Raw genomic sequence first — 24,673 nt, 5'->3', positions numbered from 1 at the left:
GGGCGGGGACGGTGCCCGCGCCGGGGGTCGGCCCCGCCTGCGGTCGGCTGTCGGACCCGCAGGCGACGAGCCCGCCCACCACGGTCATCACCAGCACGGTCGCTCCGGCGCGGGTGGCCACCGGCCACCGTCGCCGGGAGGTCCCTGCGCACCAGCGGCCGTGGTTCATCGCGCCTCCCCGGCGTCGAGGATGTCCTTGACCGACGTGGTCAGGTCGCGAACCGGCGACCAGCCCAGCTCCCGGCGCGCCCGGCTGACGTCGGCCTGGATCCAGTCGACCGCGGTCGAGCGCTGCGGCCCGGTGCCGGTCTCGCGGATCCGGCCGCCGTAGCCGGCCGTGGCGGCCAGCAGCTCGACCGCTTCACGGGCGGCGACCGCTCGACCACTACCCGCATTGAACACCCGGTGCCGCAGCCGGGGCGCGAGCAACACGGCGACGACCAGCGCGGCGACGTCCCGCACGTCGACGAAGTCCCGGTACGCCGACAGCGGCCCCAGGGTGATCTCCGGGGCGTCGCCGGCCAGCGCGGCGCGGATGTGCGCCGCCGCCCGACCGAGCAGGTTCTCCTCGGACAGGCCGGGGCCGATCGGGTTGAAGACCCGCAACGACACCGCGTCGGCGCGCCCCGACTCGCCGGCGAGCTGGAACAGCCGGGTCGCGGCCAGGTGGCTGACCCCGTACGCGCTGACCGGCCGTGCCGGCTGCTCCTCGGTGACCGAGGCGCCGTCCGGCACGACGCCGTACTCGCCGGCCGAGCCGAGCCGGACCAGCCGGGCCCGCGGCGCCGCCGCGCCGGCGGCGTCGAGCAGCTTCGCCGCGACCACGGTGTTCGCCGCGAACAGGTGCGCGGCGGAGCCGGTGAGGGCGCCCACGCAGGTGACCACGGCGTCCGGGACGGTCGCCCGCAGCAGCGCCACCAACCCGTCCGGTTCACCGTGCAGCAGGTCGTAGGTCGCCCGGCCCGGGCAGACCACCTGGGCTATCCGCGGGTCCGACTCCAGCGCGGCACGCACGTGCGTACCGATGAAGCCGGACGCCCCGAACAGCAGCACCCGCGTCACGCCCGCCCTCCTGATCGTGCCGCGCCGGCCCGGTCGATCGCGGCCGGGTCCACCACCGACGCTTCCACCGGCGGCCGGGACGCCGGCAGCAGGATCGGCTTGAGCTGCGCGAACGCCCGGTTCGCCTCGTCGTAGTCCTCCGGCCGCCCGATGTCCAGCCAGAACCCGTCGAACGGGTACGTCGCCGGGTGCTCCCCCGCCGCGAGCAGATCCAGCACCAGTTGGTCGAAGCCGAAGGAGAGCCCGGGCGGGTACGGCGCGAGCGTCTTGCGCGACATCGCGTACACGCCCATGCTGACCGGGTAACGCAGGGTCGGCTTCTCCCGGAATCCGACGAGCCGCCCGTCGTCGACGTCCAGTACCCCGAAGTCGATCCGGTGCACCCGTTCGGAGGTCGCCAACGTCAGCCTCGCGCCGGAGAGCGTGTGGGCGCGGAGCAGGTCGGCGTAGTCCAGGTCGGTGAGGACGTCGCTGTTCATCACCAGGAACTCGTCGGGCAGCTTGTCCTTGAGCCCGAACAGCGGGCCCACCGTGGACAGCGGTCGTTCCTCCTCGACGTAGTCGACGGCGATCCCCCACCGGCGGCCGTCTCCGACGAACGCCCGGATCAGCGGACCGAGATGGTTGATCGCCAGGGTCACCGAGGTGAACCCGCGCGACGCGAGTTGGTCGAGCACGATCTGCAGGATCGAGTGGCTGTCGCCGATCGGCATCAGGGGTTTCGGCAGCGCCGTCGTGTACGGCCGCAACCGAACTCCCTTGCCGCCGGCAAGGATCACCGCGTGCAACCAGACCTCCCCAAGGGTCTCGGATGAACTATCGGTAGTGCCGGATCTGCCCGATGACCGGAAGCAGACCGAGCGCGAACAGCGCCTGGAGCAGCACGACGCTGCCCAGGTAGAGCGAGGTGTCGGCGAGGGCGGAGCCGCCCTGCCCGAGCAGGGGCGCGACACCGAGCAGCGCGCCCACTCCGATGTGCAGCGCGATCGCCAGCAACATGGACAGGCACAGCCAGCCGTACCGTCCCCGCCCGGCCAGGAGGAAGGCCAGGTAGTAGGCGCCGGCCAGCGCGACGTGCGCGGCCGTCATCACCGCGCCGGCGGCCGAGAGCAGCCCCACCCAGGCCAGGCCGGCCAGCAGCGCCGCGCCCAGCACGGCCGGCACCGCGAGGCAGGCCACGAACTCCCGGCCGATGGTGCGCCACACCCCGGCGACGAACTCCCCGGGGCGGCGGGCCCGCCGGGTCAACGCGACCATGTCCGGCCAGAACCGGCCGGTGCGCCACTCGACGTACCCCATGGACAGCAGCAGCGGCGTCGCGGCCGCCGCGATGTCCAACCGGGTCAGCAGGTACGGCGCCTGCGCGTGGAAGAGCAGGGCCGCGCCGCAGAGTCCGTAACCGGCGATGCCGAGCAGCGCGGGTGTCTCCGCACGCAGCGGAGCCGGCGGCGCGGGTTCCTCGGTGGCGCCGGCGGGCCGGGCGGCCCACAGGGCCGTCGCGAGCGCGGCCAGCACCGAGACGGCCGCCGCGGCCACGGCCCACCGTTGGGCCGTGCCGCCGAGGACCAGATAGGCCGTGCCGAACAGGAGGGCCGGGACCATCGCCGCCGCCAGCCACGCCTCCCGCCGGTAGAAGATCAGAAGTGTGCTGGCCAGCTGGTACGCCAGCTGGAGGACCATCATCACGGCCAGCGGCGGACCGCCCAGCGGCAGCACCGCGACGCCGAGCGGCACGCCGAGCAGGGGGCCGGTCAGCGCGGCCGAGCGCAGGACCCGGCTCGCCGCGCGGGGCCGGCCGTGGCCCAGCAGGCGGTACGCCACGTACGCGGCCACCCCCGAGTAGATCCAGCCCAGCGTGCCGGCGAGGATCATCCCGAGCACCAGACCCGGCCGCCCGACGGCCACCAGCGCGGCCGGGAAGGCGGCGCTGGGCAGCAGGTAGAGCGGCCCGTGCAGGACCGGTCGCAGGCCGTCCCACCGGCCGACCGCCGCCGGCGGGACGGCTGCCTCGTCGTGCTCCGGCGACGGTGGCCCCATCCGCCGGAACACCTCGGTGGCCAGTGTGAAGACGTCGCGGTAGCCGTACTCGACCTGCGCGGTGCGGTCGGTGTGACCGTCGGCCTCCAGGGCGGCGGCGACCTGGAGCGCGTCGACCGCCCTGCCCAGTTGGGGTCGGACCCGCTCGACCAGGTCGTCGACCGGGTCGGTGGAGATCCGGGGCAGCAGGATCGTGCGTTCGGGCTCGTCGGCCGGTGCCGCCGGGGTGGTCTGGGTGCCGGCGGCGTCGCCGTCGCTGACGAGGGTCATCGCGGTTCGCCGGCCGATCGCAGCAGGCCGACCGTGGGGTGGTCGGCCTGGTCGGACCCCCGTTGCCGGGGCACCCGGGCCGGGACAGCCGCCACGCCGGGCCGGATCGCGTGGTTCGGGACCGTGACGCGGCCCTGGGCCTGGCCCCGCAGGTTCCGCTGCGGCGCGGACGCCGTCAGCGGCGCGGTGAGCCGGTCGTAGATGTCGCGGTACGCCTGCAGCGAGCGTTGCAGCGTGAACCGCTCCAGGACCCGGATCCGGGCGACCGCACCGAGCCGCAGCCGCAGTTCCCGGTCCTTGAGCAGCCGTACGCAGGCCGCGGCCACCGCGGCGACGTCGCGCGGCGCGACGACGATCCCGGTGTCGCCGACTGCCTCGGCGACGCCGCCGACGTTGGTGCACACCGTCGGCCGCCCGCACGCCATGGCCTCCACCACGGTGTAGGGGAAGCCCTCGGAGATGCTGGTCAACGCGACCAGGCTGCCGGCGTGGTACGCCTCGACCGCGCTGCCGACCCGGCCCTCCAGGGTGGCGTGCCCGGTCAGCCCGAGTTCGTCGATCAGTGCCAGACAACTGGCGTGGTAGACCTGGTTGGCCGCCGGCGTCCCGCCGAAGATGCGCAGCCGGGCGGCCGGGATCTCGGCTCGGACCAGCGCGAACGCGCGGATCAGGGTGTGCAGGTCCTTCAGCGGATCGACGCGGCCCATGAACGAGATGGTCGGTGCCTCCGGCTCGCTGGCCGCCGGCGGGAACTCGTCCGGGTCGACGCCGTTGTACATCGTCCACATCCGCTCGGGGTCGGCGCCGTTGTGCAGCTGCCAGCGCCGGTTGTACTGCGAGTGCGGCGCGAGCGCGTCGGTGATCAGGTACGCCGCGCCCGCGAGGGAGCGGAAGAAGCTCAGCACCAGCACCCGCACCGCGTGCGGCGCGGTGTCGTGCAGATACGAGATGTACCGTTCACGCAGGTAGATGCCGTGCTCGGAGAGGACCAGCGGCGTGCCGTGGGTCCACGCCGCGGCCATGCCGACGAGGGTGGCGAGGCCGTTCATCGACGCGTGCACGATGTCGGCCCGCACCGGCGGCGCGCTCAACGGGCGCAGCATGTGCGAGATGAGCCAGGCCGCCTCCAGCGCGTCGGCGACGGTGAGCGCGGGCCCGATCTCGTCGGCCCGCAGGGCCTGCCAGGCGTCCAGCATCATCCCCAGGGCCTGGTTGGACAGCAGGCCGGCGCTCAGGTCACCGCCGGTGGCGGCGTACTCGAACATGCCCCGCAACGCGAGCAGGAAGGTGCTCCGGTTGACCTCGCCGGCCGGGGAGAGCGTCGACTCCAGCGGGGTGACCAGGGCCCGCAGGAACACCTCGTAGGATTCGACGAACCCCGCGCCGGGCCGCCCGGACGGCACCAGCATCCCGCGCCGGGGGCGGCGGCCCGGTGGCCGTCCGCCCCACAGCGGGATCGAGTGCACCCGGTCGAGGTTCGCCGGCCTGTCGAAGACCGGTCTCTCGGTGCCGTCGACGGTGAGCGCGACAACCTCCCACCGGTGGTCCGGCATTCCCCGGATGAGCTGCTCGCACCAGACGCTCACGCCACCCATCGCGTAGGGGTACGTGCCTTCCGAGACCAGTGCGATCCTCACCGAGTGCCCCCGTTCCGCTTCATGTCACCGGGTGCCGCCGCCGGGTGTCACAGGCGGGGAGCGGCGTTGAGGGTCACGGCGGTGCTCGCCGCGAGCGTGACCGGGACGCTGACGTCGCTGCCGTACGTGGTGGCGCCCGGGGTGGCCGTGGTCACGCCGCCCAGCCGGACCGTGCCGGCCGCCGGTGAGGTCACCGAGATGGTGCCGGCGCTGCGGTCGTAGACCGCGTCGACGCCGGCGGCGAGCGCGGCGAAGTGGGCCGTGCGCGCCCTGCCGTACGCGGCGATGTCCGGCCACGCCGAGTTGAGCAGCGGCACCGAGTAGTAGGAGTCGTACTTGCTCAGCACGGCCTCCACCCAGTCGGTGAGCAGGGTCTTGCCGGAGCCGTAGTCGCGCACGTTGGCGATGTGGAAGGTGTGCGGGTAGATCGAGCCGGACGCCACGTGCTGCAGCGCCACGCCGGCCTCGTAGTCCAGCACCTGCGGGTAGGTGCGGTTGGTGGGCCAGTAGGGGAAGTGCCCGTTCGGCCCGTAGAAGGCGTTGTAGAAGTGGGTCTGCTCGGCCGGGGTGGTGGTGTGGTAGGCGATGTTCGTCGGCCAGCACGGCATCACCAGGATGCCCGGGTTCAACGGGTGCACCTTGCCGGCGTTGAGGTGCGCCGGCACGTGGCTGGCGAACGACATGTTGCCGGCCAGGACGTCGATGCCGAGATCCGTCGCGGCCTGCAGCAAGGCCGGGTTGGACGCTTCCAGGCCGTGGTCGGTGGGCGGGCCGGTGTCGTTGTCCGGGTCGTCGTTGTAGACACCGAGGCCGGAGTACTCGGGGGTCTTCAACACGCTGCTGGGGACGGTCAGTCCGATCGAGGCGCCCGCGGTCCGGTTGTCGTTGATCTCGTTGTACGTGGTGGTGTAGTCCGTCGCGTTCAGCTCGGGGTGGTTGAACGTGTGGTTGACCCACCGGAAGTTGTTCTTGAGGCACTTCGTGGTGGCGGTCAGTGTGGTGGCGTCCCCGTTGGGGCTGCACGTGTCACCGGCGAACGGGTCGATGTCGGCGCCGTTGTACGCGATGTTGAAGGTCAGCCCGGCCGCCTGCGGGTGCGCGGCGCGCAGCGCGGTCTGCTGTGCGTCCAGGTTGACCGCGTCGTGTCCGGTGACCTGGAAGCCGGGGGTGTACTCGACGGTGCCGTCCTCGTGGTAGTGGTCCGAGGTGTTGAACCAGTCGTCGATGTCCACGTTGAGGTGGTGCTTCTTCTCCCCGAAGTACAGGCCCTTGCTCGCCCACCGGAACAGGCCGTAGACCAGCAGGTCGGAGTGGAGCAGGTACTGGTTCGAGGTGAACGTCAGGGCGATCCGCTCCCGGCCGTCGGTGGAGGTGGTGCGCACGGCGAGCACGTCGGAGCCGTTGGTCATCAGCGCGTCGGCGTTGCAGCCGGCCTTGATCGCGGTGCGGTAGACGTACGACTGGGTGACGGGTATCTGGGCGGTGCTGGCGAGGTAGTCGAAGACCGCCGCGCCGTTGCCGGTGAGCGAGACGGGCAGGGGCGTCGCGCCGACCGCGCCCTCGCCGTTGGAGGTGAGGCAGTAGTCCTCCGGCCAGGTTCCGTAGCTGGTGTAGAGGGCGGCCTGCCGGACCTTGAAGTTGCGCTCGTAGGCCCAGAGGGTGTTCCACTCCGCGCTGGTCAGGCCACTGAGGTAGGCGCCGCCGGACGCGTAGAGCTGCATGCTGTTGGTGAGCAGGATCGCGTTGTACCTGCCGACGCCGTCGGGGCGGACGAGGGTGCTGGCGGTGACGGTGTCGGTGGCGGTGTAGATGACGTCGTACGCGGCGCCGACCCGGTCGAGCGTGGTCTTGTAGGTGGGTACGCCGAAGTCCTCCGGGTTGGTGGCCACGATCAGCGCCCGCAGCGCGACGCGGTCGTTGGCCGCCTGGGCGCCGACGCCGCGTTTCTTCGCGGTCGGCTCCGGCTCGGTGACCCGGACGGTACCGGATCGGGTGGGCAGCGGGCCGGGCCGGGCCGGTTTCGGATGCGCGGCCTGCCCCTGGACGGTGGGGGCCTGGCCCGGCGCCGTCGCGGGTCGGGCATGGACGGGAGCCTGGGTGCCCAGGACGACCGTGAGTGCGGTCAGCCCGGCGAGGGCAAGTCGTGTGGCGCGACGCGCAGGTCCGGTGGGGACCATCTACTGACCTCCGATGAGGAGACGACCGAGTCGCCGTCCATCATGGACCACGGGTCAGTGATTGATGCGCGACAATGTGCGTCGCAGTCGGTTAGGCGCGCCGGTTGTTGCGCCTGCAACATTGACGCCGTCATCGGAGAATGGTAGCGCACCACCCTTTCATGTCCGCCGGGGATGCGACACCTCGATGGATTTCGGATGGTAGATCCAGCAACGTCGGCACCCTCTGGCATGTACCGTTAGAAGTGCTTTCCACGAGGTGGTAATGGCCCGTTAGACACGATTGCGGCAACCGGTACGGTGCGCCGTTCGCCCGCACGCCGGATAGCCGAGACATTTATGTCGGTTACCCGACACGGCAGTACGAAGAGAATCACAGCCACCCATACGGGCCATAAGGACCACACGTTCGACCCATTTCCGTAGCGCGCGCGTGACCGACTGTATCGTGACGACCGGGCCGGCGGACCGCAGCGGGATTTCGCCGTGGCGGTTCGGAGACGCGCTGCCCACAGGACGCAACGCGGACCCTGGCTGTCGCACACGCCGGTTCGGGGACCACCGGAGCAATGCGGTCGCTCGCGAATGGGTAGCGTGCCGACCAGGCCACGGACCCGACAAATGCCGGCGACAGTGGCAAGAATCGCCGCGATGGAACTTGCGGCCAACTTCCTGCCACTACGGTAAGCCAGGATTGCCGCAGGAATCCCGTGATATCAGTACATCGGCGAGCCACTCTACCCGTTCTCCGGCACCCCACGATCGCACCGGCACCGTTGGCCGATCCGGCAAGACTCCCCCGACCGTCGCCGCCCGCCACCCGGCTCCCGCGGCCCGGCGTTCGCACGAGCACGCCGTTGTCGCGATGGGAAGCCGAACTGTTTGCGGACGCGCGCCGCGGGAACTCGCCTGGCCCGTCGGCGAGAGAAAGGCCGGAAGGTGAACGACAACGAGTTCCTCACCCTGGTGGCAACGCGTTCCGGGCTGCCGTCGGAGCAGGCCGCCGCCGCCACCCGGGCCACGCTGACCACCCTGGCCGAGCGTATCGACGGCGGGGAGGCCCGCGACCTGGCCGGTCGGCTTCCGTCGGGGCTGCGGGCACACGCCTTCGGGGCTGGCGAGGCCGCCGAGCGGTTCGGGCTCGACGTCTTCGTCGCGCGTGTCGCTGGCCGCGCGGGCCTCGACGGCGACCGGGCGAGAGACGGGGTGGCCGCGGTCTTCGACGTCCTGCGTGACGCCCTCGATCCCACCGCGTACGAACAGGTGGTCGGCCACCTGCCCGGGGAGTACGCCGACGTCGTCGACCAGTCCACGCCGTTCGTGCGGCGCCGGGCCTGACACCAGCGGAGGCTCGGATGGCGGGAACGTGGGACGACCTCAGCCCGTTGGGCCGGCCGCCGGAGGCGGATGCCCAGGAGCAGCAGCAGGACGAGATGGTCGTGGGTCCGGCCGACACGGTGTCGAACGCGGTGCCGGAGGCGACCGAGGCGGATCTGGCCGAGCAGGGCGCCCTGGTGCCACCGAGCGAGCAAGCCGACCTCGCGGATGCCGTGCGCGGCGACCTCAACCCGGCGGACGCCCTGGAGCAGAACCAGGAGGTGCCGACGCCGGACGAGGACCGGCGGGACTGACAGCCGGTGGAGCCCTGCCGGACGAGGGCATGAGCGCGGCGTCCACGGGATGCGGCCGACGTGCCCGGGCCGGGACGACGTCGCGCCCGATTGCGCGACGGGCGCACCAATCAATTGACTGACTTCTATTCTTGTGGGAATCTGCCAGGCAGAGCCACCGCGGGAGCCACACGCGCAGGCACGGGAGCGGGCAACTCCCGCCGTCCGGGCGTCGTCGTCCGACATCTCCCCTGGAGGGCTCCGTGTCCACACTCATCAGGTCGCGTCGCGTCCGCCTAGCGACGTGGCTGTTCGCCGTCGGCGTGGCCGCCGTACTGCTGCTCGCCACCACCCTCGCCACCCCGGCCTCCGCCCACGGTTCCGTGGTCGACCCCGCGTCCCGCAACTACGGCTGTTGGCAGCGGTGGGGCAACGACTTCCAGAACCCGGCCATGGCCACGCAGGACCCGATGTGTTGGCAGGCCTGGCAGCACAACACCTCGGCCATGTGGAACTGGAACGGCCTGTACCGCGAGGGTGTCGCCGGCAACCACCAGGGCGCCATCCCCGACGGTCAACTGTGCAGCGCCGGGCGCACCGGCGACGGACGGTACAACTCGCTGGACGCCGTCGGAGCCTGGAAGACGACCAGCGTGGCCAACAGCTTCCGGGTCAAGCTCTGGGACCAGGCCAGCCACGGGGCCGACTACATCCGGGTGTACGTGACCAGGCAGGGCTTCGACGCCCTGTCCAAGCCACTGGCCTGGAGCGACCTGGAACTGGTCGGCCAGATCGGCAACACCCCGGCGTCCCGCTGGACCCCGGAGAGCCAGGGCGTGTCCATCCAGATCCCGGCCAACGCGCCGGGCCGCACCGGCCGGCACATCGTCTACACCATCTGGCAGGCCAGCCACGCGGACCAGTCGTACTACCTGTGCAGCGACGTCGAGTTCGGCGGCGGGCCCAGCACCCCGCCCACCACGACGCCGCCGCCGCCGACCAGCCCGCCACCCACGACGACGCCGCCGACAAGCCCGTCGCCCACCACGCCGCCGGTCACCGCGGGTTGCACGGCCACCTACAGGTCCACCGGGCAGTGGTCCGGCGGTTTCCAGGGTGACGTCGAGGTGACCGCCGGCCGGACCGCGATCCGCGGGTGGACGGTCACCTGGACGCTGGGCAGTGGCCAGCAGATCACCCAGTCGTGGAACGCCACGGTCACCACCAGCGGGTCCACGGCGACCGCCAGGAACGCCAGCTACAACGGCGCGCTGGCGGCCGGGGCCAAGGCCAGCTTCGGCTTCATCGGCTCCGGCCCCCACTCCACTCCGACACTCAGCTGCACCGCGACGGCGTGAGCCCAGTCGGGCCGGGACGGGCACCCACCCGCTCCGGCCCGACTAAATCGACCTTCATAACTTGAAATAGTTGTCAATGAAAACTAATGTGGGTGAAAGCCAGCGGATACCGGCTCCACAGGGAGGAATCTCATGCGCCTGATCCGGCTCTTCACCACCGGTGCGACCGCGCTGCTGCTCGCCGTCACGGCCACGGTCCTGCCCGGCGCGCCCGCTCAGGCCGCCGTCTGGTCGTCATCCGACCGCTGGGGCACCTGGAGCAGCGGCGGCTACACCCTCTACAACAACATCTGGGGCAACGGCCACGGCCCGCAGACCATCACGGCCAACTCCCCCAGCAACTGGTGGGTCTGGGCCAACCACCCCAACACCGGGGGTATCAAGTCCTACCCCAACGCCACCCGCCACATCGGCCGTCGGGTCAGCCAGTTGGGCACGGTCACCAGCAACTTCAACGTCACCGTGCCCACCAGCGGGGTCGCCTTCACCACGGCGTACGACATCTGGAGCAGCGACCACGCCCACGAGATCATGCTGTGGATGAACAAGTACGGCCCGGTGGGCCCGCTGGGCAGCTACCAGACCCGGGCCACGGTGGGTGGGCACACCTGGGACGTCTACCGGGGCTCCAACGGCCACAACCAGGTCTACTCGTTCATCCGGACCAGCAACACCAACGCGGGTACGGTCAACGTCACCGCTGTCGCCCAGTGGATCCGGAGCCGGGGCTGGTTCGGTGACGTGACCATCGGCGACGTGCAGCTCGGCTACGAGATCACCTCGTCCGCCGGGGGCAAGACCTTCACCACCAACTCCTTCTCCGTCAACGGCTGAACCGGCGGCCCGCCGGCGTGGCAGGCCGGGCCGGCGGGTCCCCGGCCGGGGACCCGCCGCGCGGGCACGTCAGCACCACCTGGTCCCCACCGGCTGTCAGGTCGTGGCGGGGGGTGCGGGCCGTGTCGCCCGCCGGAGATGGTGGGCGATCACGGCGTACATCTGCCGGGCCCGCTCGACGTCGTTCATGTCGTAGCCGTGGTCGGCCTGCGGCACGTCGTGGTGGGCGACCAGGGCGTTGACCTCGCGTAGCCGCTGTGCGTACCGGTGGCCCTCGGCGCGGAGGACGTCGTACTCGGCGGTGATGACCAGCGCGGGGGCGATCCCGGTCAGGTCCGCGGTGTCCGCCGAACCGGCGGGGGACACCAGCGGATGGGCGCGCATGGCCGGGTCCGGCACGTACGCGTTGTCGAAGACCTCCCCCATCCACGGTCGGAGCACAGGCCGATCGACCATTGACCGCTTGTCCCGGACGTCCGTGGTGAGGTCCAACGGCGGGTAGTGCAACACCTGCAGGGCGATCGCCGGCCCGTCCTGCTCCCACGCCTGGCGTGCCGCCGCCGCGGCGAGCGCACCACCGGCGCTCTGCCCGCCGACGGTCAGCCGGCGGCCGTCCCAACCGTGTTCCGCACCGTGCCCGGCCACCCAGCGCACCACCTCGAAGACCTGTCGTGGCGCGGCGGGGAACGGGTGCTGCGGTGCGACCACGTAGTCGACGTTGACGACCACGACACCGGCCTCGGCGGCCAGGTACCGGCACAGCGCGTCGTCGAACCGCACCCCCCGCATGACGTACCCGCCGCCGTGGAGGTTGACGTGCACCGGCGGGTGCGGGTCCCGCGTCGCCGGGCGGTAGACGACGGCGGGCGCGGGCGCGATCGAGGTGGGGATCGTGACCTGCCGCATGGTGCCCGGGCACTCGGGAAAGACCTTTGCGCCACGCCGGGCGGTCGCGCCGGCGACGAAGGCCACCACCTGCGCCACCCGTGCCGCCACGGCGGCAACTCGCGGCCTGGCAAGAACGGACATACGTCCTCCATCGACGTGGGGGCGGGTTGCCGCCCCGAGGGCGGTGCCAGCGGTAGCCGGCACCGCGGAACCCGCCGCCCACGGTCAGCCGGCGCGGCACGAGGCCGTCGGCCAGGTCCGGTTGCCGTTGTGCTGGATGGTCAGCCCCCAGTTGTTGCCTCTTCCGTTGGGCGTGGCGGTCAACACCTGCGCGCTGGGGTAGCTGGCGTCGACGTTCCAGGTGGAAAGCACCTTCGCCGGGGAGGGGATGCTCATCGTCACGGTCCAGGCGCTGGCGCCGGAGACCGAGACGTTCAGGTTGTACCGGTCGCTCCACTGCTCGCCCGCGGACAGGGTCGCGGTGCAGCTACCACCACCGCCACCGCCACCGCCAGAGGAACTCCCCACCGTGATGTTGGAGCTGCCGCTGCTCCGATATCCCTCCGTGGCGAGGATCATGTAGTTGTGGGTGCCCAGGCTCATGCCGTTGCGCGCCCAGGCGTCGAAGTGGTTGCCGCTGGTGATGGTGCCGCCCGTTCGCTTGGCCTGCCGCACGCTCCAGAACTGCTTGAACGTCGCGATGCCGATGATGGAGGGGGCGTTGTGCCGCGTCGTCTCGTAGATGTCGTACGTGCCGCCGTCGCTGGTGACCGCACCCTTGTAGGTGCCCGTGGGCCGGTAGGTCCCCCAGTTGTCGACGACGTAGTACTCCACCAACGGGCTCGTCGTCCAACCGTAGAGGGTCAGGTACGCGTTGCCGGACGGGTTGAAGCTGCCCGAGTAGGTCACGGTCCGGCGTCCACCGGTGCTCCATCCCTTGCCCGCGACGAAGTTGCCGGTGTTGCGCCACGAGGTGCTGTAGTTGCCGCCGGAGCCCAGTTCCATGGAGACGGTGCCGGGGCTGTCGGTCCAGAACGAGTAGTAGTAACCGCCGTGGTTACCGGTCTGGTTCGAGGTGACGGCCGCGTGGGCGGTGCCGGGCAAGAACGTGGTGGTGGCCAGCAGCGCGGCACAGGCGCCGCTGACGAGCGATCTGAGGCGACCGTGCCGGCGGCCCTTCGGGTGGGCGGTGGCTTCGGGCATGAGCGTCTTCCTCCTTCTCGCGGGCAGCGTGGTGCGAGCCGGCGGCGTGTGGTGGCCGGGGACGGTCGCACAGCACACGCCGGCGTCGTCGCACATCGGCGGGGCTGGTCGGGTGACGACCGACGGCCGACCCCCCGCCGGGTGATCCGGATCGACATCCCTGAAAGTCTGTCGATATATCGAAGAGCATCGACCGGCGATGCCGGGCTGTCAACGACTTCCGGAAATGTTTCAGCAACACAATCTTAAAACAGCCCTGCCCATGGCGCTCCCTACGGGAACCCGCGCACCCGGTCGACAGGAGTCACCGCACGACACCATGAGCTGTCGGTGGAAGTTCTCGAAACTATTTTCGACCGCCTGGGCGCGCTGTCGACGCCGGACCGGTCGGCGAGCGCGACAGCGGCGCGCGGCACCGGTCCCGGCTCGACGGTGACCACCGGGGGCCACCCGCCGACTCGGTCGCCCGACGCCTCCCGCCCACCGCCGGCCACCCCTTGACCGCGTACGGCGTACACCCTAACCTGATCTCGAAGGTGTACTGCGTACACCTCGGGTGGTCGGCGACGCGCCGGCCTGCCGACGCAGAGAAAGAAGGCCCCGTGACCTCCTCCGCACGACGAGAGTGGTACCCGCCCGCCCTGTTGATCTCGCTCAGCGTCGTGCCGGTGCTCGCCGGCGCCCTCCGGTTGACCGAGCTGGCCGACGGGGCGCCGATCGAGCCGGAGGACGCCCGGTTCTTCGCCGCCCCCGGGCCGGTGGCGGTACACATCGTGACCGCGAGCCTCTACTGCCTGGTGGGGGCCTTCCAGTTCGCGCCCGGTCTCCGCCGCCGGCGACCCGGCTGGCACCGCGCCGCCGGGCTGCTGCTGATCCCGTGCGGGCTCGCCGCCGCGCTGTCGGGTCTCTGGATGACCGTGTTCTACCCGCAGCCGCCGGGCGACGGCGCACTCCTGAGCGGATTCCGCCTGGTGTTCGGCGCTGCCATGGTCGGGTCCATCGCTCTCGGCTTCGCCACGGTGCGACGGCGGGACATCGCCCGGCACCGGGCCTGGATGATCCGCGGCTACGCGATCGGCCTGGGCGCTGGCACGCAGGTACTGACGTTCGCGCCGTGGACCCTCGCGTTCGGCGAGGCCCGCGGCCTCAGCCGCGCCCTGCTGATGCTCGCCGGCTGGCTGATCAACCTGGCCGTCGCCGAACACGTCATCAGGCGGCGCAAGAAAAGGACCCCCCGGACGACCCACCGGGCCACCGTTGCCCGCGCGACCGCGTGAGCCGGTCGCGCGGGCCGGCGAGCAACCGCCGGACGCGGGAGCTCAGCGCGGGGTGAGCAGGTAGTCGTCCGCGTCGGCGCTCCAGGCCAGGCCGACCACCCCGGCCGTGGCCGCGGCCTTGCAGAACTGCAGGAAGCTGCGGTACCCGAGTTTCTGCTCGCTGAAGTCGGGCCGGGCCCGGCGCAGCTGGTTCTTGAGGCCGGAGAGCGCGACCGGGCCACCCGCCGCGGCCAGCTCCGCCACCACGGTCCGCAACAGCCCGAAAGCCACCTCCCGGTCGCCGTGCTCGGGCAGCGACACCTCGGGATCACCCTTGGCCGGCCCTTCGGCCAGCTCGACGACGTTGTGCGCGGCGAGGTGGCGCAGCAGCTCGCCGAAGGTGCGGAACCCGTAGTCCGACTCACTGAAGGTCGGGTCCTTACGCAACAGGGTGACCTTGAGGCGGGACGCGGTGACCGTGCCGCCCGCGCCGCCCTGCAGACCGGCCACGGTCTGCGCGACGACCACGGCGAGGGCGTCCACGTCGCGGACCCGCTCCTCCTCGGCGGCCGGCGCCCGCTCCAGCTCCTGCTCGGCCTGCGCCGGCGCGTCCGGCAGCCGGGCCGGTCGGCCCCGCCGGCCACGGGCCGGCGGAAGGTCGACGCCTTCGAGCCGGTCGTAGTAGAGGAACTCGTCACACGCGGGCGGCAACAGCGCCGAGGTGGACTTCTCCACGCCGACCCCGATCACCCGTTTGTTGAGTTCGCGGAGCTTGTGTACGAGCGGGGTGAAGTCGCTGTCGCCGGTGCAGACGACGAAGGTGGAGATGTAGTCGCGCTCGAAGGCCAACTCGACCGCGTCGACCGCCATCTTGATGTCGGCGGCGTTCTTGCGGGAGGCACCCATCCGTTGCGGGATCTCGATCAGCTCGACGTGGGAGCGGGTGAGCATCCGGCGGTCCTCGTCGAAGTACGACCAGTCCGCGTACGCCCGCCGCACCACCACCCGTCCGCGCTCGGCGAGCGCGTCGGCGATCGGACGGAAGTCGAAGGGTCTTCCGCCGTGATGGTCGCGCGCCCCGAGGGCCAGGTTCTCGTAGTCGAGGAACAGAGCGATGCGGTCTTCTTGATCCACCTGGTCAGCGTACGCCCGCCCGCGCCGCCGCCGAGGTGGCGCGCGCATCGGGTCGAGGAGGGCGACTCGGTGTCCGGCACCGATCACGTTCCGCAGGCGACACCGGCGCAGGCGAGGTCCGCCCGGCAGGTCCTGCGGTAGGCGGTCGGGCTCAGGCCGTGGACCCGTTTGAAGGCGGCGCTGAAGCCGAACGGGTCCGCGTAGCCGACCTCGTGGGCGACCGCGCCGACGGTCATGGCGGATCCGGTGAGCAGGTCGGCGGCCAGGCTCATCCGCCAGTGGGTCAGGTAGGTCAGCGGCGGCTCCCCGACGAGCCTGCCGAACCGGTCGACCAGCGTGGTGCGCGCGACCCGCGCCTCACGGGCCAGCGCGGCCAGCGTCCACGGCCTGCCGGGTGCGGCGTGCATCGCCCGCAGCACCGGGCCGACGACGTCGTCGTCGAGACCGCGAACCCAGCCGGCCGCCACGGTCTCCCGCTGGTCGAGCCATTCGCGCAGCGTGCACACCATCAGCCAGTCGACGAGGCGGTCCCGCACGATCTGCCGCCCCGGCGGGCACGCGCCGGCCTGGGTGTCCAGGAACTCGCGTATCGTCGCGCAGCCGTCGCTGTCGGGCACCACCAGCACGGGCGGCAGCACCTCGAGCAGCCGCTGGGCCACGGCGCCGCGCACGTGGTACGTGCCGGTCAGCAGGACCGTGCGAGCGGTCCGGCTCGTCACCGCCGACGGGGCCGGCCGGGGCTGGTCGGCGAGGACGACCGGACCGGGCCCGCGCACGATCGCCGTGTCTCCCGCCCGCACCAGCCGTGGCTCCTCGTCGTCACCCACGGAGAGCCACCCCTCGCCCCGCAGCGGCGCCCACAGGGTCAGCGAGGCCGCGTCGGCGATCCGCAGCGACCACGGCGGCGACAGCTCGGTGCGGGTGAAGTCGGCTCCGCTCGCGCGTACGCCCCGGAGCACATCGTCGATCGGGTCCACAGCAACCCACGATAACGACCCGGACGATCACACATGACAGGCGTACGACTGGCCATGTCCGGCCCGGGGCCGCCACCGGTTGACTGGTCGCCATGACAGCACATGGTGATCCGATTGTGGTTCTGGGAGCGACGGGCAAGACCGGACGCCGACTGGTACGCACCCTGCGGATGGCAGGCAGGTCGGTCCGGGCCGCGTCGCGTACCGGTGAGGTCCGCTTCGACTGGGCCGACCAGGGCAGCTGGCCGGCGGTGCTGGAGGGGGCGGCGGCGCTCTATCTCATCGCGCCCGAGGACCCGGCGCTGGCCCGGCCCTTCGTCCAGCAGGCCACCGCGGCGGGGGTCCGGCGTGTCGTGGCGCTGTCCGGACGCGGCATCGAGCAGGTCCCGGCGGACTCCTTCCAGGGCATGTCCGCCGCCGAGCGGGCGGTACGCGAGTCGGACGCGGAGTGGACGATCATCCGCCCCAACAACTTCTGCCAGAACTTCGACGAGGACCTGTGGCACGCTCCGTTGCGGGCCGGCCGGTTGGCCCTGCCGATCGGGGCCGTGCCGGAGCCGTTCATCGACGCCCAGGACGTCGCCGACGTCGCGGCGGCGCTGCTGACCACCGATGGTCACCACGGGCAGGTGTACGAGCTGTCCGGGCCTCGGGCGTTGACCTTCGCGGAGGCCGTCGCCACGATGGCGGCGGCGGCCGGGCGACCCCTGCGGTACGCGGAGCTCACCGCGCGGAAGTACCGGGCCGAACTCCTGGCCGAGGGCGTTCCCGAGGAGGTCGCGGCGGACCTCGGGGCGATGTTCGCCAACATGCGTGCGGGAGGCACCGCCGAGCCCGTCGACGGGGTGCGTCGGGTGCTCGGCCGCGAGCCCGTCGACTTCGACCGCTACGCGTCGCGCGCCGCGGCGGCCGGCGCCTGGTCGTAGGGCGAGACGGCGGTCGTGGCGCCGGCAGCGCATCCATCCTCTCAAGAAATGGGATTGTCCTCCTGAATCCTGGGACAGGAAGGGTACCGTCGCCGGCATGACGAGCACGGGAAACCGGTACACCCACGGCCACCACGACTCCGTCCTCCGATCGCACCGGTGGCGGACGGCGGAGAACTCCGCCGCCTATCTCCTGCCGCACCTCGCCGCCGGAATGTCCCTGCTCGACGTCGGCAGCGGCCCCGGCACGCTGACCGCCGACCTGGCCAGCCGTCTGACCCCGGGCCGGGTGACCGCCGCGGAACCGGACGCGGCGGTCCTCGACCTGGCGCGCCAGGAGGTGGCACGCCGGCAGATGACGAACGTGGACTTCGTCGTGGGCGACGTCCACGCGCTGCGCCTGCCCGACGCCACGTTCGACGTCGTCCACGCCCACCAGGTTCTGCAACACGTCGCGGACCCGGTGCGGGCGCTACGGGAGATGCGACGGGTGTGCCGACCCGGGGGCGTGGTGGCGGCCCGCGACAGCGACTACTCCGCCTTCACCTGGTTCCCCGCCGTGCCGGCCCTCGACGAGTGGTTGACGCTGTACCGGCGGCTGGCCCGAGCCAACGGCGGCGAGCCCGATGCCGGCCGCAGGCTCCTGTCCTGGGCCCGCGCGGCCGGCTTCACCGATGTCACCGCCACGGCGAGCACCTGGTGCTTCGCGACGCCCACGGACCGGCAGTGGTGGGCCGGCATGTGGGCGCAGCGGGTCCGGGAGTCCGACCTGGCCCGCCAGGCACTGGAAACAGGTACGGCCACCCGGGCCGACCTGGACCGGATCGCGGACGGCTGGCTGCGCTGGGCCGACGCCGACGACGGCTGGGTGGCGATCCTGCACGGCGAGATCCTCTGCCGCGCCTGACCGGACGAGGCACACCGGCCGGAGCCACCGGCCGGGCAGCCTCGCAACGCACCGGTGTTCACCGGGGGCCCTGGATCGGGGGGCGGTCGAGTCGTCTCGCCAACACCAGCAACAGCTCGAACCGGACCGCAGGGTCGTCCAGGTCCGCGCCGTACAGGTCACGCAGACGCTTCAGCCGGTAACTGACTGTCTGCGGGTGGACGAACAGCTCCGCCGACACCTCCGCGCGGGAACCCCAGTGCCGCAACCAGCTGTAGAGCGTCACCAGCAGACTCTCCCGCTGGGCCGCGCGCAGGTGCGCCAGCGGCGCCAGCCGCCGGGTGGTCAGCACCGCCAGCGCGCCGGTCTCCCCGCGCAGGGTCAGGGTGATCAGATGGTCGTCGACGAAGACCGGCCCCGGCTCGGCGCCGACCAGCCCGGCGGTCAACTCGGCGAGCCGGACCGCCGCCGGCACCTGGGCCCATCCCAGCGTCGGCCCCACCACCGCGTGCCGCCCCGCCAGCGTCTCCGACAGGGGGGCGCGCGCCGTACGGGGACCGGCGCGCAGCAGCAACACCGCGTCGTGCCGCCGCTCGGTCACCAGCCCGTCGGCGCCGTACCGGAACCGCGCGTCACGCACCTGGTCGGGCGGCAACAGCACGGGCACCACCTCGTCGAGGTCCGCCCACCCGATCCGCGACGCCGCCGCCTCGACGGCGCTGGGCATGCCGTCGCCGCGCAGCAACAGCTCGGCGAACTGGTGCCGGCGCCGGTCCCCCTCCCCCGCCTGCTCCCGCAGCTGGAGGGCGTACCCGTCGGTGCTCGCCGCGGCGAGTTCGTCGACGTACGCGGTGATCGCGTCGGAGAGGTCGATCAGCTCACCGGTGTCGACCGGGCGCAGCCGCGCCAGCGACTCCGACGCCAGCCGCAGCATCAGTCGCGCCGCCATCCGCAACGCCGCCAACAGTGCCTCCGGCCCCCGGTCCTCACGGGCCTCGGCCGCGCCGAGAGCGACGAAGACCTCCCGGAACCGGGGCGGCAGCGCGGGCTCGTCGGTGCCGACCAGGTCGAGGAAACGTTCGAGCGCGACCTGCACCGCGGTGCGGACGTCCCTTTCGAACTTCGCCGCCTTGATGGTGGCGAAGGCCGGGGTCGCCTCGGTCACCGCGACCGCGACCGCTCCGACGGACGCGGGCAGGTGCGGGCGCATCGCGCTGGACAGGTCGACGGGCAGCCGCCGCCACGGGGTCGCGGTCACCGCGCGATTTTGTCACGCCGTGATAGATCCGGCCGTGATTCTCACTGTCGTAGGGACGGTGCTCCGGTCCGGCGCTCGGGCGACGATGGGCACCACCCCCTGAGCGAGGAGAGCGTCGTGGAGCACCGCATGTCCCGCCAGCACGTCGTCGACATGTGCCGGACCATGCTCGACCGGGGCTACCTCAAGGCCACCGAGGGCAACGTGTCGGTGCGCATCCCCGGGCATCGGCTCTACGCGGTGACGCCGAGCAACTACGACTACGACCGGATGCGCGTCGAGGACATCTGCGTCGTCGACTTCGACGGCAGGCACGTGCCCGACGACTCCGGCGCGGGCCTGGCGCCGTCGATCGAGTGCGGGATGCACGCCAACATCTACCGGGAACGGCCCGACGTCAACGCGATCGTGCACACCCACCAGCCGTACGCCTCCGCGCTGGCCTTCCTCCGCAAACCGATTCCCGCCCTCACCGACGAGCAGGTGCGGTTCCTCGGCAAGCAGGTCGCGATCGTCGACTACGCCCCGTCCGGGACCGGATTCCTCGCCAAGAACGTGCAGAAGAAGGTGGCCGGCGGGGACAACGCCTTCATCATCGCCAACCACGGCATCGTCGCCCTGGGCACCGACCCCGACCGGGCGGTGTTCAACATGGCGCTGCTGGAGAAGGTCTCCATCGCCTACCTGCTGGCCCTGACCACCGAGGCCGGCAAGGTCTACACCATTCCCGCCCCGATCCGCGAGATCGCCTTCGGCAAGCTGCGCGCCGACGAGAAGCGCATCGCGGCCCAGATCACCCAGGCGGTCGAGCCGCTACGGGTGCCCGCAGGCGAGGAACTGCCCAGCGCCGACACCACCGCCGCCGAGATCGCCACCGCGGGCGCGGCCGCCGATGCCGCACCGGACACGGCCGGTGCCGAGTCGGCCCGCCTCGGGTACGCCATCAGCGAGTACCCCGACGTCCCCGACGTCATGCGCCGGCTCAAGGCGCTGGTCGCCCAGCCGGTACGCGGGCTGCGCCACGACGCGATGCTCGACGTGCTCAACCACTTCGAGACCAAGTGCCGGGCCAGCAAGGAGATCACCGAGCGCGCCAAGCGTCGCATCCCCGGCGGCGTGCAGCACAACCTGGCGTTCAACTACCCGTTCCCGCTCGCCGTCGACAAGGCCGAGGGTGCCCACCTGGTCGACCGCGACGGCAACGTCTACATCGACTTCCTCCAGGCCGGCGGCCCGACCATCCTGGGCAGCAACTACGGGCCGGTCAACGAACAGGTCGCCGAGGTCGTCCGCGCCTCCGGCCCGGTCACCGGCCTGTTCCACGAGTACGAACTCAAGCTCGCCGAGATCATCCACCGGTACATGCCACACATCGAGATGTACCGGGCCCTCGGCTCCGGCACCGAGGCGGTGATGGCCGCCGTACGGGGAGCTCGCGCCTTCACCGGCAAGAAGATGGTGATCAAGCTCGGTGGCGCGTACCACGGATGGTCCGACACCATGGTGTACGGGCTGCGCGTGCCCGGCACCTACCGGATGAACGCCAAGGGCATCCCGTTCGGTGCGACCAGCCGCACCCGCGAGGCCTTCCCCCACGACCTGGGACAGCTCAAGCGCAAACTGATCGAGAATAGGCTGCGCGGCGGCACCGCCGCGGTCGTCGTCGAGCCTGTCGGCCCGGAGTCCGGCACCCGCCCGGTGCCGCGCGACTACAACGCCAGGGTCCGCGAGCTGTGCGACGAGTTCGGCGCACTGCTGATCTTCGACGAGGTGGTCACCGGTTTCCGGGTCGGCCTCGGCGGCGCCGCCGGCTACTTCGGCGTCACCCCTGACCTGACCGTCCTCGGCAAGGCCGTCTCCGGCGGCTACCCGATGGCCGGCGGCGTGGGCGGACGCGCCGACATCATGGCCGTCTTCGGCTCCGGCCTGGACGGCAAGAGCGGCGCCCACATCCAGGTCGGCGGCACCCTCTCGGCCAACCCACTGTCCTGCGCCGCCGGCTACTTCGCCATCCAGGAGATGGCCCGCACCAACGCCCCGGTCATCGCCGGTCGCGCCGGGGATCGCCTCACCCGCGGCCTGCAACGCCTCATCGACCGGTACGGCCTGCCGTACGTCGCGTACAACCAGGGGTCGATCGTGCACCTGGAGTGCAGCGGCGTCATGCTGCTGGACATGCGCAACCCGCTGAAGCTGTTCAAGGAGAACAAGGCCCGCAAGCGGCTGATGGAGCAGATGGGCGCCGCGTACGCCGCCCACGGCATCATCACCCTCGCCGGCTCCCGGATGTACACCTCGATGGCCGACACCGACGAGGTCATCGACGACGCGCTCGACCGGTTCGACCGGGTGTTCGCCCTCGTCGAGGGAGTCTGACCGGTGGGCGGCACCACACCCCAGGTCCTGGCGATCGACCTCGGCACCTCCGGGATGAAGGCCGCCCTCGTCGCCGCCGACGGCACCGTCACCGGCTGGGCCGAACGGGCCGTCCCGCTGCGGATCCTGCCCGGCGGCGGCGCCGAACAGGATCCCCGCGCGTGGTGGGAAGCCCTCGGGCAGGTCACCGCCGACCTGGGTCGCGCCCATCCCGAGCAGATGCGGGCGGTCACCACCGTGTGCGCCTCCACCCAGGGCGAGGGGACGATCGCCGTCGACGCCGACGGCGAGCCGTTGACCGCCTGCATCAGCTGGCTCGACATGCGCGGCGCGCCGCACCTGCGCCGGCAGTTCGGCGGCTTCCCCGCGTACCAGGGGATCTCCGTACGCCGGATCGTCCGCTGGTTGCGCCTCACCGGCGGGATGCCGTCGGTGACGGGCAAGGATCCCGCCGCCCACATGCTGCTGGTCCGTGACGAGATGCCGGCGGTGTACGAGCGGACCGCCTCGTTTCTCAACGTGCTCGACTGGATCAACCTGAAGCTGACCGGACGCACCGTGGCGACTGTCGACTCGATCCTGACCTCGTGGGTCACCGACAACCGGCGGCCCGGCCACATCCGCTACGCCCCGGCCCTGGTCGCCGACTGCGGCATCGACCGTGACAAGCTCCCCCCGATCGTCGCCTGCACCGACGTGATCGGCACGCTCACCCCGGCGGCCGCCGCCCACCTGGGGCTGCCCGGGTCCGTGCGGGTCGTCGCCGGGGCGATCGACAACACGGCCGCCGCGATCGGCGCCGGCACCACCGGTGACAACGAACCCCACCTCTACCTCGGCACCTCGTCGTGGATCGCCGCCCACGTACCCGGCAAGAAGACCGACGTCGTCGCCGGCATCGCGGCCGTGCCGTGCGCCATACCGGACCGCTACCTGATGACCGCGTTACAGGCCACTGCCGGGGCCAACCTCACCTGGCTGCGCGACAAGATCGTGGAGTACGACGACCCACTGCTCGGCGCCGGGCACGTCACCCGCGACGAGGGGTCTATCTTCGACGCCTTCGACAAGATCATCCCGACGGTGCCGCCGGGTGCCAACGGCGTGCTCTACACCCCCTGGCTCTACGGCGAACGCGCCCCCGTAGACGACCCGAACCTGCGCGCCGCCTTCCTCAACATCTCCCTCGACACCAACCGGTCGGATCTGCTGCGGGCGGTCTTCGAGGGCGTCGCGCTCAACACCCGTTGGCTCGCCCGGGCGGTCGACCGGTTCCTCGGCGTGCCCGTCACCTCGATGGCGATCACCGGCGGCGGGGCACTCTCGGACTCGTGGTGCCAGATCTTCGCCGACGTGCTCGGGATCGAGATCCGCCGTGACGCCCAACCGCTCGCGGTCAACGCCCGCGGCGCGGGCTGGATCGGTGCGGTCGGTACCGGGATGCTCTCCTTCGCCGACATCCCGGACCTGATGCGCAGCGACCAGGTCTTCGAACCGACTGCCGCCCACCGCGCCACCTACGACGAGATCTTCGACACCTACCAGGATCTGCACAAGCGGCTGGCCCCGGTCTACCGGCGCCTGCACCGCCGGTGAACCCTGGAGCCGCGGCGTCGCCCGGAAGCAGTTGGTCGACACGGCTCGCCGCAGCTCGTGGCCTCCCCGGCACCGGACGCCACCGCTCGCGGCAGCCGGTGTACCGCGCCGCGTCGGCCATCACCGCCGGTACGCCCCGCCGCTCACGCCGGGAACGCCGTCAGCGCCCGCACGAAAGTCTCGGGCTCGTCGAACCATGGTTGGTGTCCGCAGCCCGCCAGCACCACCGACTCGCCACGGGGAAACAGCGTCGCGTACTCGACGATCCGCTTCGGTGGCAGGGCGACGTCGTACTCACCCGCGACGAGCAGCACCGGCGCATCGAGATCGGCCAGCGCGCCGCGGACGGCCATCGGTTCGAACACCGAGTCGGAGTAGTAGGTTCCCGCCGCCTCCGTGTTCCGTTCCTTCGCCTGCCGGGCGGCCTCGGCCCGGCTGGCGTCGTCCCACCGGCCCCAGGTGAACGGGGTGATCGCCGCCCAGTCGTCGGCCGTCGCCCGGCCTGACCAGATCCGCCGCAAGGCGGCGAACGCCTCCGGGTACCAGGGCTCACCGCGGCGCGTCTCGGCCACCTCCCGCCGGTCCCGGTCGGTGACCTCCAAGCCGACCGCGATCGGGCTGGGCGTGACCAGGACCAGAGCACCGACCCGCTCGGGGTGGCGGGCGGCGTACAGCAGGGCGAGGCTCGCGCCGGCGGAATGCCCGAGCAGGTCGAGTCGCTCCAACCCCAGCGCCACCCGCGCCGCCTCCACGTCGGCGACCTGCCGGTCGCACCGGTAGGTCGCCGGGTCCGCCGGGATCGCGGATTCTCCGGTGCCCCGCAGGTCCAGCCGCACCAAAGACCGGTGCGCGGACAAGCCGCCCAGGTCACCGAGGTAGGTCCATGCCTGCATCGGACCGCCCGGCAGGCAGACCAACGGGTCGCCCTGCCCGGTCCGGTGGTATGCGAGCCGGGTGCCGTCAACGCTTTCGAAGGTCGTCACGCGGGAGATCACGCCCTCGCATCGGTTGGTGTGGGAAATGGTTCAGGGCCATCCCCCATAGGGGGATGGCCCTGAACCGAAAGATTGTCCGGCGGTGTCCTACTCTCCCACACCCTCCCGAGTGCAGTACCATCGGCGCTGGAGGGCTTAGCTTCCGGGTTCGGAATGTGACCGGGCGTTTCCCCTCCGCCATGACCGCCGTAAC

General features: G+C 71.7%; 20 protein-coding genes and 1 rRNA gene. 9 read left to right on the top strand and 12 right to left on the bottom strand.

The features are described 5' to 3' along the window. Positions 1-165: 165 nt before the first annotated feature. Genes E1165_RS18635 through E1165_RS18615 form a run of 5 tightly spaced genes read right to left on the bottom strand, consistent with a single transcriptional unit; the run spans position 166 to position 7,183 of the window. Positions 166-1,062 (bottom strand): NAD(P)-dependent oxidoreductase, encoded by an 897-nt coding sequence (locus tag E1165_RS18635; RefSeq protein ID WP_132393085.1) that lies wholly within the window; start codon positions 1,060-1,062, stop codon positions 166-168. Then, positions 1,059-1,841 carry a sugar phosphate nucleotidyltransferase gene (locus E1165_RS18630; RefSeq protein ID WP_256370682.1) on the bottom strand — a complete coding sequence of 261 codons (783 nt, stop codon included), beginning with the start codon at positions 1,839-1,841 and terminating at the stop codon, positions 1,059-1,061. Before E1165_RS18630 ends, E1165_RS18635 begins: the two co-directional genes overlap by 4 nt. A 37-nt stretch (positions 1,842-1,878) precedes the next feature. After that, complete coding sequence (locus E1165_RS18625; RefSeq protein WP_132393083.1) at positions 1,879-3,369, bottom strand: hypothetical protein; 1,491 nt, start codon at positions 3,367-3,369, stop codon at positions 1,879-1,881. Then, positions 3,366-5,006: a GT4 family glycosyltransferase PelF gene (pelF, locus tag E1165_RS18620; protein WP_132393082.1), complete on the bottom strand. Its 1,641-nt coding sequence runs from the start codon at positions 5,004-5,006 to the stop codon at positions 3,366-3,368. Before pelF ends, E1165_RS18625 begins: the two co-directional genes overlap by 4 nt. A 47-nt stretch (positions 5,007-5,053) precedes the next feature. After that, entirely contained in the window at positions 5,054-7,183 is a 2,130-nt protein-coding gene (locus E1165_RS18615) for a hypothetical protein (RefSeq protein ID WP_132393081.1), read from the bottom strand. Between the two features lie 939 nt (positions 7,184-8,122). On the opposite strand from E1165_RS18615, the gene E1165_RS18610 reads away from it, so the two are divergent. The 4 genes from E1165_RS18610 to E1165_RS18595 all read left to right on the top strand — a co-directional run bounded on the left by E1165_RS18610 (position 8,123) and on the right by E1165_RS18595 (position 10,985). Next, a complete protein-coding gene (locus tag E1165_RS18610; RefSeq protein WP_132393080.1) occupies positions 8,123-8,521 on the top strand; it encodes a DUF2267 domain-containing protein in 399 nt (132 codons plus the stop codon). A gap of 17 nt (positions 8,522-8,538) precedes the next feature. Next, positions 8,539-8,814, top strand: a complete 276-nt coding sequence (locus E1165_RS18605; RefSeq protein WP_132393079.1) for a hypothetical protein — start codon at positions 8,539-8,541, stop codon at positions 8,812-8,814. A gap of 242 nt (positions 8,815-9,056) precedes the next feature. Then, positions 9,057-10,151, top strand: a complete 1,095-nt coding sequence (locus tag E1165_RS18600) for a lytic polysaccharide monooxygenase (RefSeq protein WP_132393078.1) — start codon at positions 9,057-9,059, stop codon at positions 10,149-10,151. Between the two features lie 132 nt (positions 10,152-10,283). Beyond that, positions 10,284-10,985, top strand: coding sequence for a hypothetical protein (locus tag E1165_RS18595; RefSeq protein ID WP_132393077.1), 702 nt, complete (start codon positions 10,284-10,286; stop codon positions 10,983-10,985). A gap of 96 nt (positions 10,986-11,081) precedes the next feature. Here the strand turns inward: E1165_RS18595 and E1165_RS18590 are convergent, their stop codons facing one another. After that, positions 11,082-12,014 (bottom strand): alpha/beta hydrolase fold domain-containing protein, encoded by a 933-nt coding sequence (locus E1165_RS18590; RefSeq protein ID WP_132393076.1) that lies wholly within the window; start codon positions 12,012-12,014, stop codon positions 11,082-11,084. Between the two features lie 84 nt (positions 12,015-12,098). Beyond that, on the bottom strand, positions 12,099-13,076 hold the full coding sequence (locus tag E1165_RS18585) for a glycoside hydrolase family 11 protein (protein WP_132393075.1): 978 nt from the start codon (positions 13,074-13,076) through the stop codon (positions 12,099-12,101). 602 nt (positions 13,077-13,678) lie between these two features. Here E1165_RS18585 and E1165_RS18580 point away from each other — a divergent pair. After that, entirely contained in the window at positions 13,679-14,353 is a 675-nt protein-coding gene (locus E1165_RS18580) for a DUF2306 domain-containing protein (RefSeq protein ID WP_132393074.1), read from the top strand. Between the two features lie 42 nt (positions 14,354-14,395). Here E1165_RS18580 and E1165_RS18575 read toward each other — a convergent pair whose 3' ends face one another. Next, on the bottom strand, positions 14,396-15,466 hold the full coding sequence (locus E1165_RS18575; RefSeq protein ID WP_132393073.1) for a PIN domain-containing protein: 1,071 nt from the start codon (positions 15,464-15,466) through the stop codon (positions 14,396-14,398). 83 nt (positions 15,467-15,549) lie between these two features. Further along, positions 15,550-16,443: an AraC family transcriptional regulator gene (locus E1165_RS18570; protein ID WP_132393072.1), complete on the bottom strand. Its 894-nt coding sequence runs from the start codon at positions 16,441-16,443 to the stop codon at positions 15,550-15,552. 92 nt (positions 16,444-16,535) lie between these two features. Between E1165_RS18570 and E1165_RS18565 the strand changes: the two genes are divergently transcribed. Both E1165_RS18565 and E1165_RS18560 read left to right on the top strand, forming a co-directional pair. After that, the gene (locus E1165_RS18565; protein ID WP_132393071.1) at positions 16,536-17,369 is read left to right on the top strand and encodes an NAD(P)H-binding protein; all 834 of its coding nucleotides are present in this window, start codon (positions 16,536-16,538) and stop codon (positions 17,367-17,369) included. A 97-nt stretch (positions 17,370-17,466) separates the two neighbouring features. Beyond that, the gene (locus E1165_RS18560) at positions 17,467-18,276 is read left to right on the top strand and encodes a methyltransferase domain-containing protein (RefSeq protein ID WP_132393070.1); all 810 of its coding nucleotides are present in this window, start codon (positions 17,467-17,469) and stop codon (positions 18,274-18,276) included. Between the two features lie 58 nt (positions 18,277-18,334). On the opposite strand, the gene E1165_RS18555 is transcribed toward E1165_RS18560, so the two are convergent. Continuing rightward, positions 18,335-19,513, bottom strand: coding sequence for a CdaR family transcriptional regulator (locus E1165_RS18555; protein WP_243704860.1), 1,179 nt, complete (start codon positions 19,511-19,513; stop codon positions 18,335-18,337). Between the two features lie 117 nt (positions 19,514-19,630). On the opposite strand from E1165_RS18555, the gene E1165_RS18550 reads away from it, so the two are divergent. After that, on the top strand, positions 19,631-21,889 hold the full coding sequence (locus E1165_RS18550) for an aminotransferase class III-fold pyridoxal phosphate-dependent enzyme (protein ID WP_132393069.1): 2,259 nt from the start codon (positions 19,631-19,633) through the stop codon (positions 21,887-21,889). 3 nt (positions 21,890-21,892) lie between these two features. Further along, complete coding sequence (locus E1165_RS18545; RefSeq protein WP_132393068.1) at positions 21,893-23,485, top strand: FGGY-family carbohydrate kinase; 1,593 nt, start codon at positions 21,893-21,895, stop codon at positions 23,483-23,485. A gap of 143 nt (positions 23,486-23,628) precedes the next feature. Here the strand turns inward: E1165_RS18545 and E1165_RS18540 are convergent, their stop codons facing one another. Then, the gene (locus tag E1165_RS18540; RefSeq protein ID WP_132393067.1) at positions 23,629-24,468 is read right to left on the bottom strand and encodes an alpha/beta fold hydrolase; all 840 of its coding nucleotides are present in this window, start codon (positions 24,466-24,468) and stop codon (positions 23,629-23,631) included. A gap of 86 nt (positions 24,469-24,554) precedes the next feature. Next, positions 24,555-24,671: ribosomal RNA gene (gene rrf / locus E1165_RS18535) — 5S ribosomal RNA — on the bottom strand. Between the last annotated feature and the right edge of the window lie 2 nt (positions 24,672-24,673).

The sequence above is a fragment of the Micromonospora sp. KC723 genome (assembly GCF_004348595.1).
Classification (GTDB): domain Bacteria; phylum Actinomycetota; class Actinomycetes; order Mycobacteriales; family Micromonosporaceae; genus Micromonospora.
Note: the sequence above shows the minus strand (reverse complement) of the source record. Positions and strands in the feature narration are given on the sequence as shown.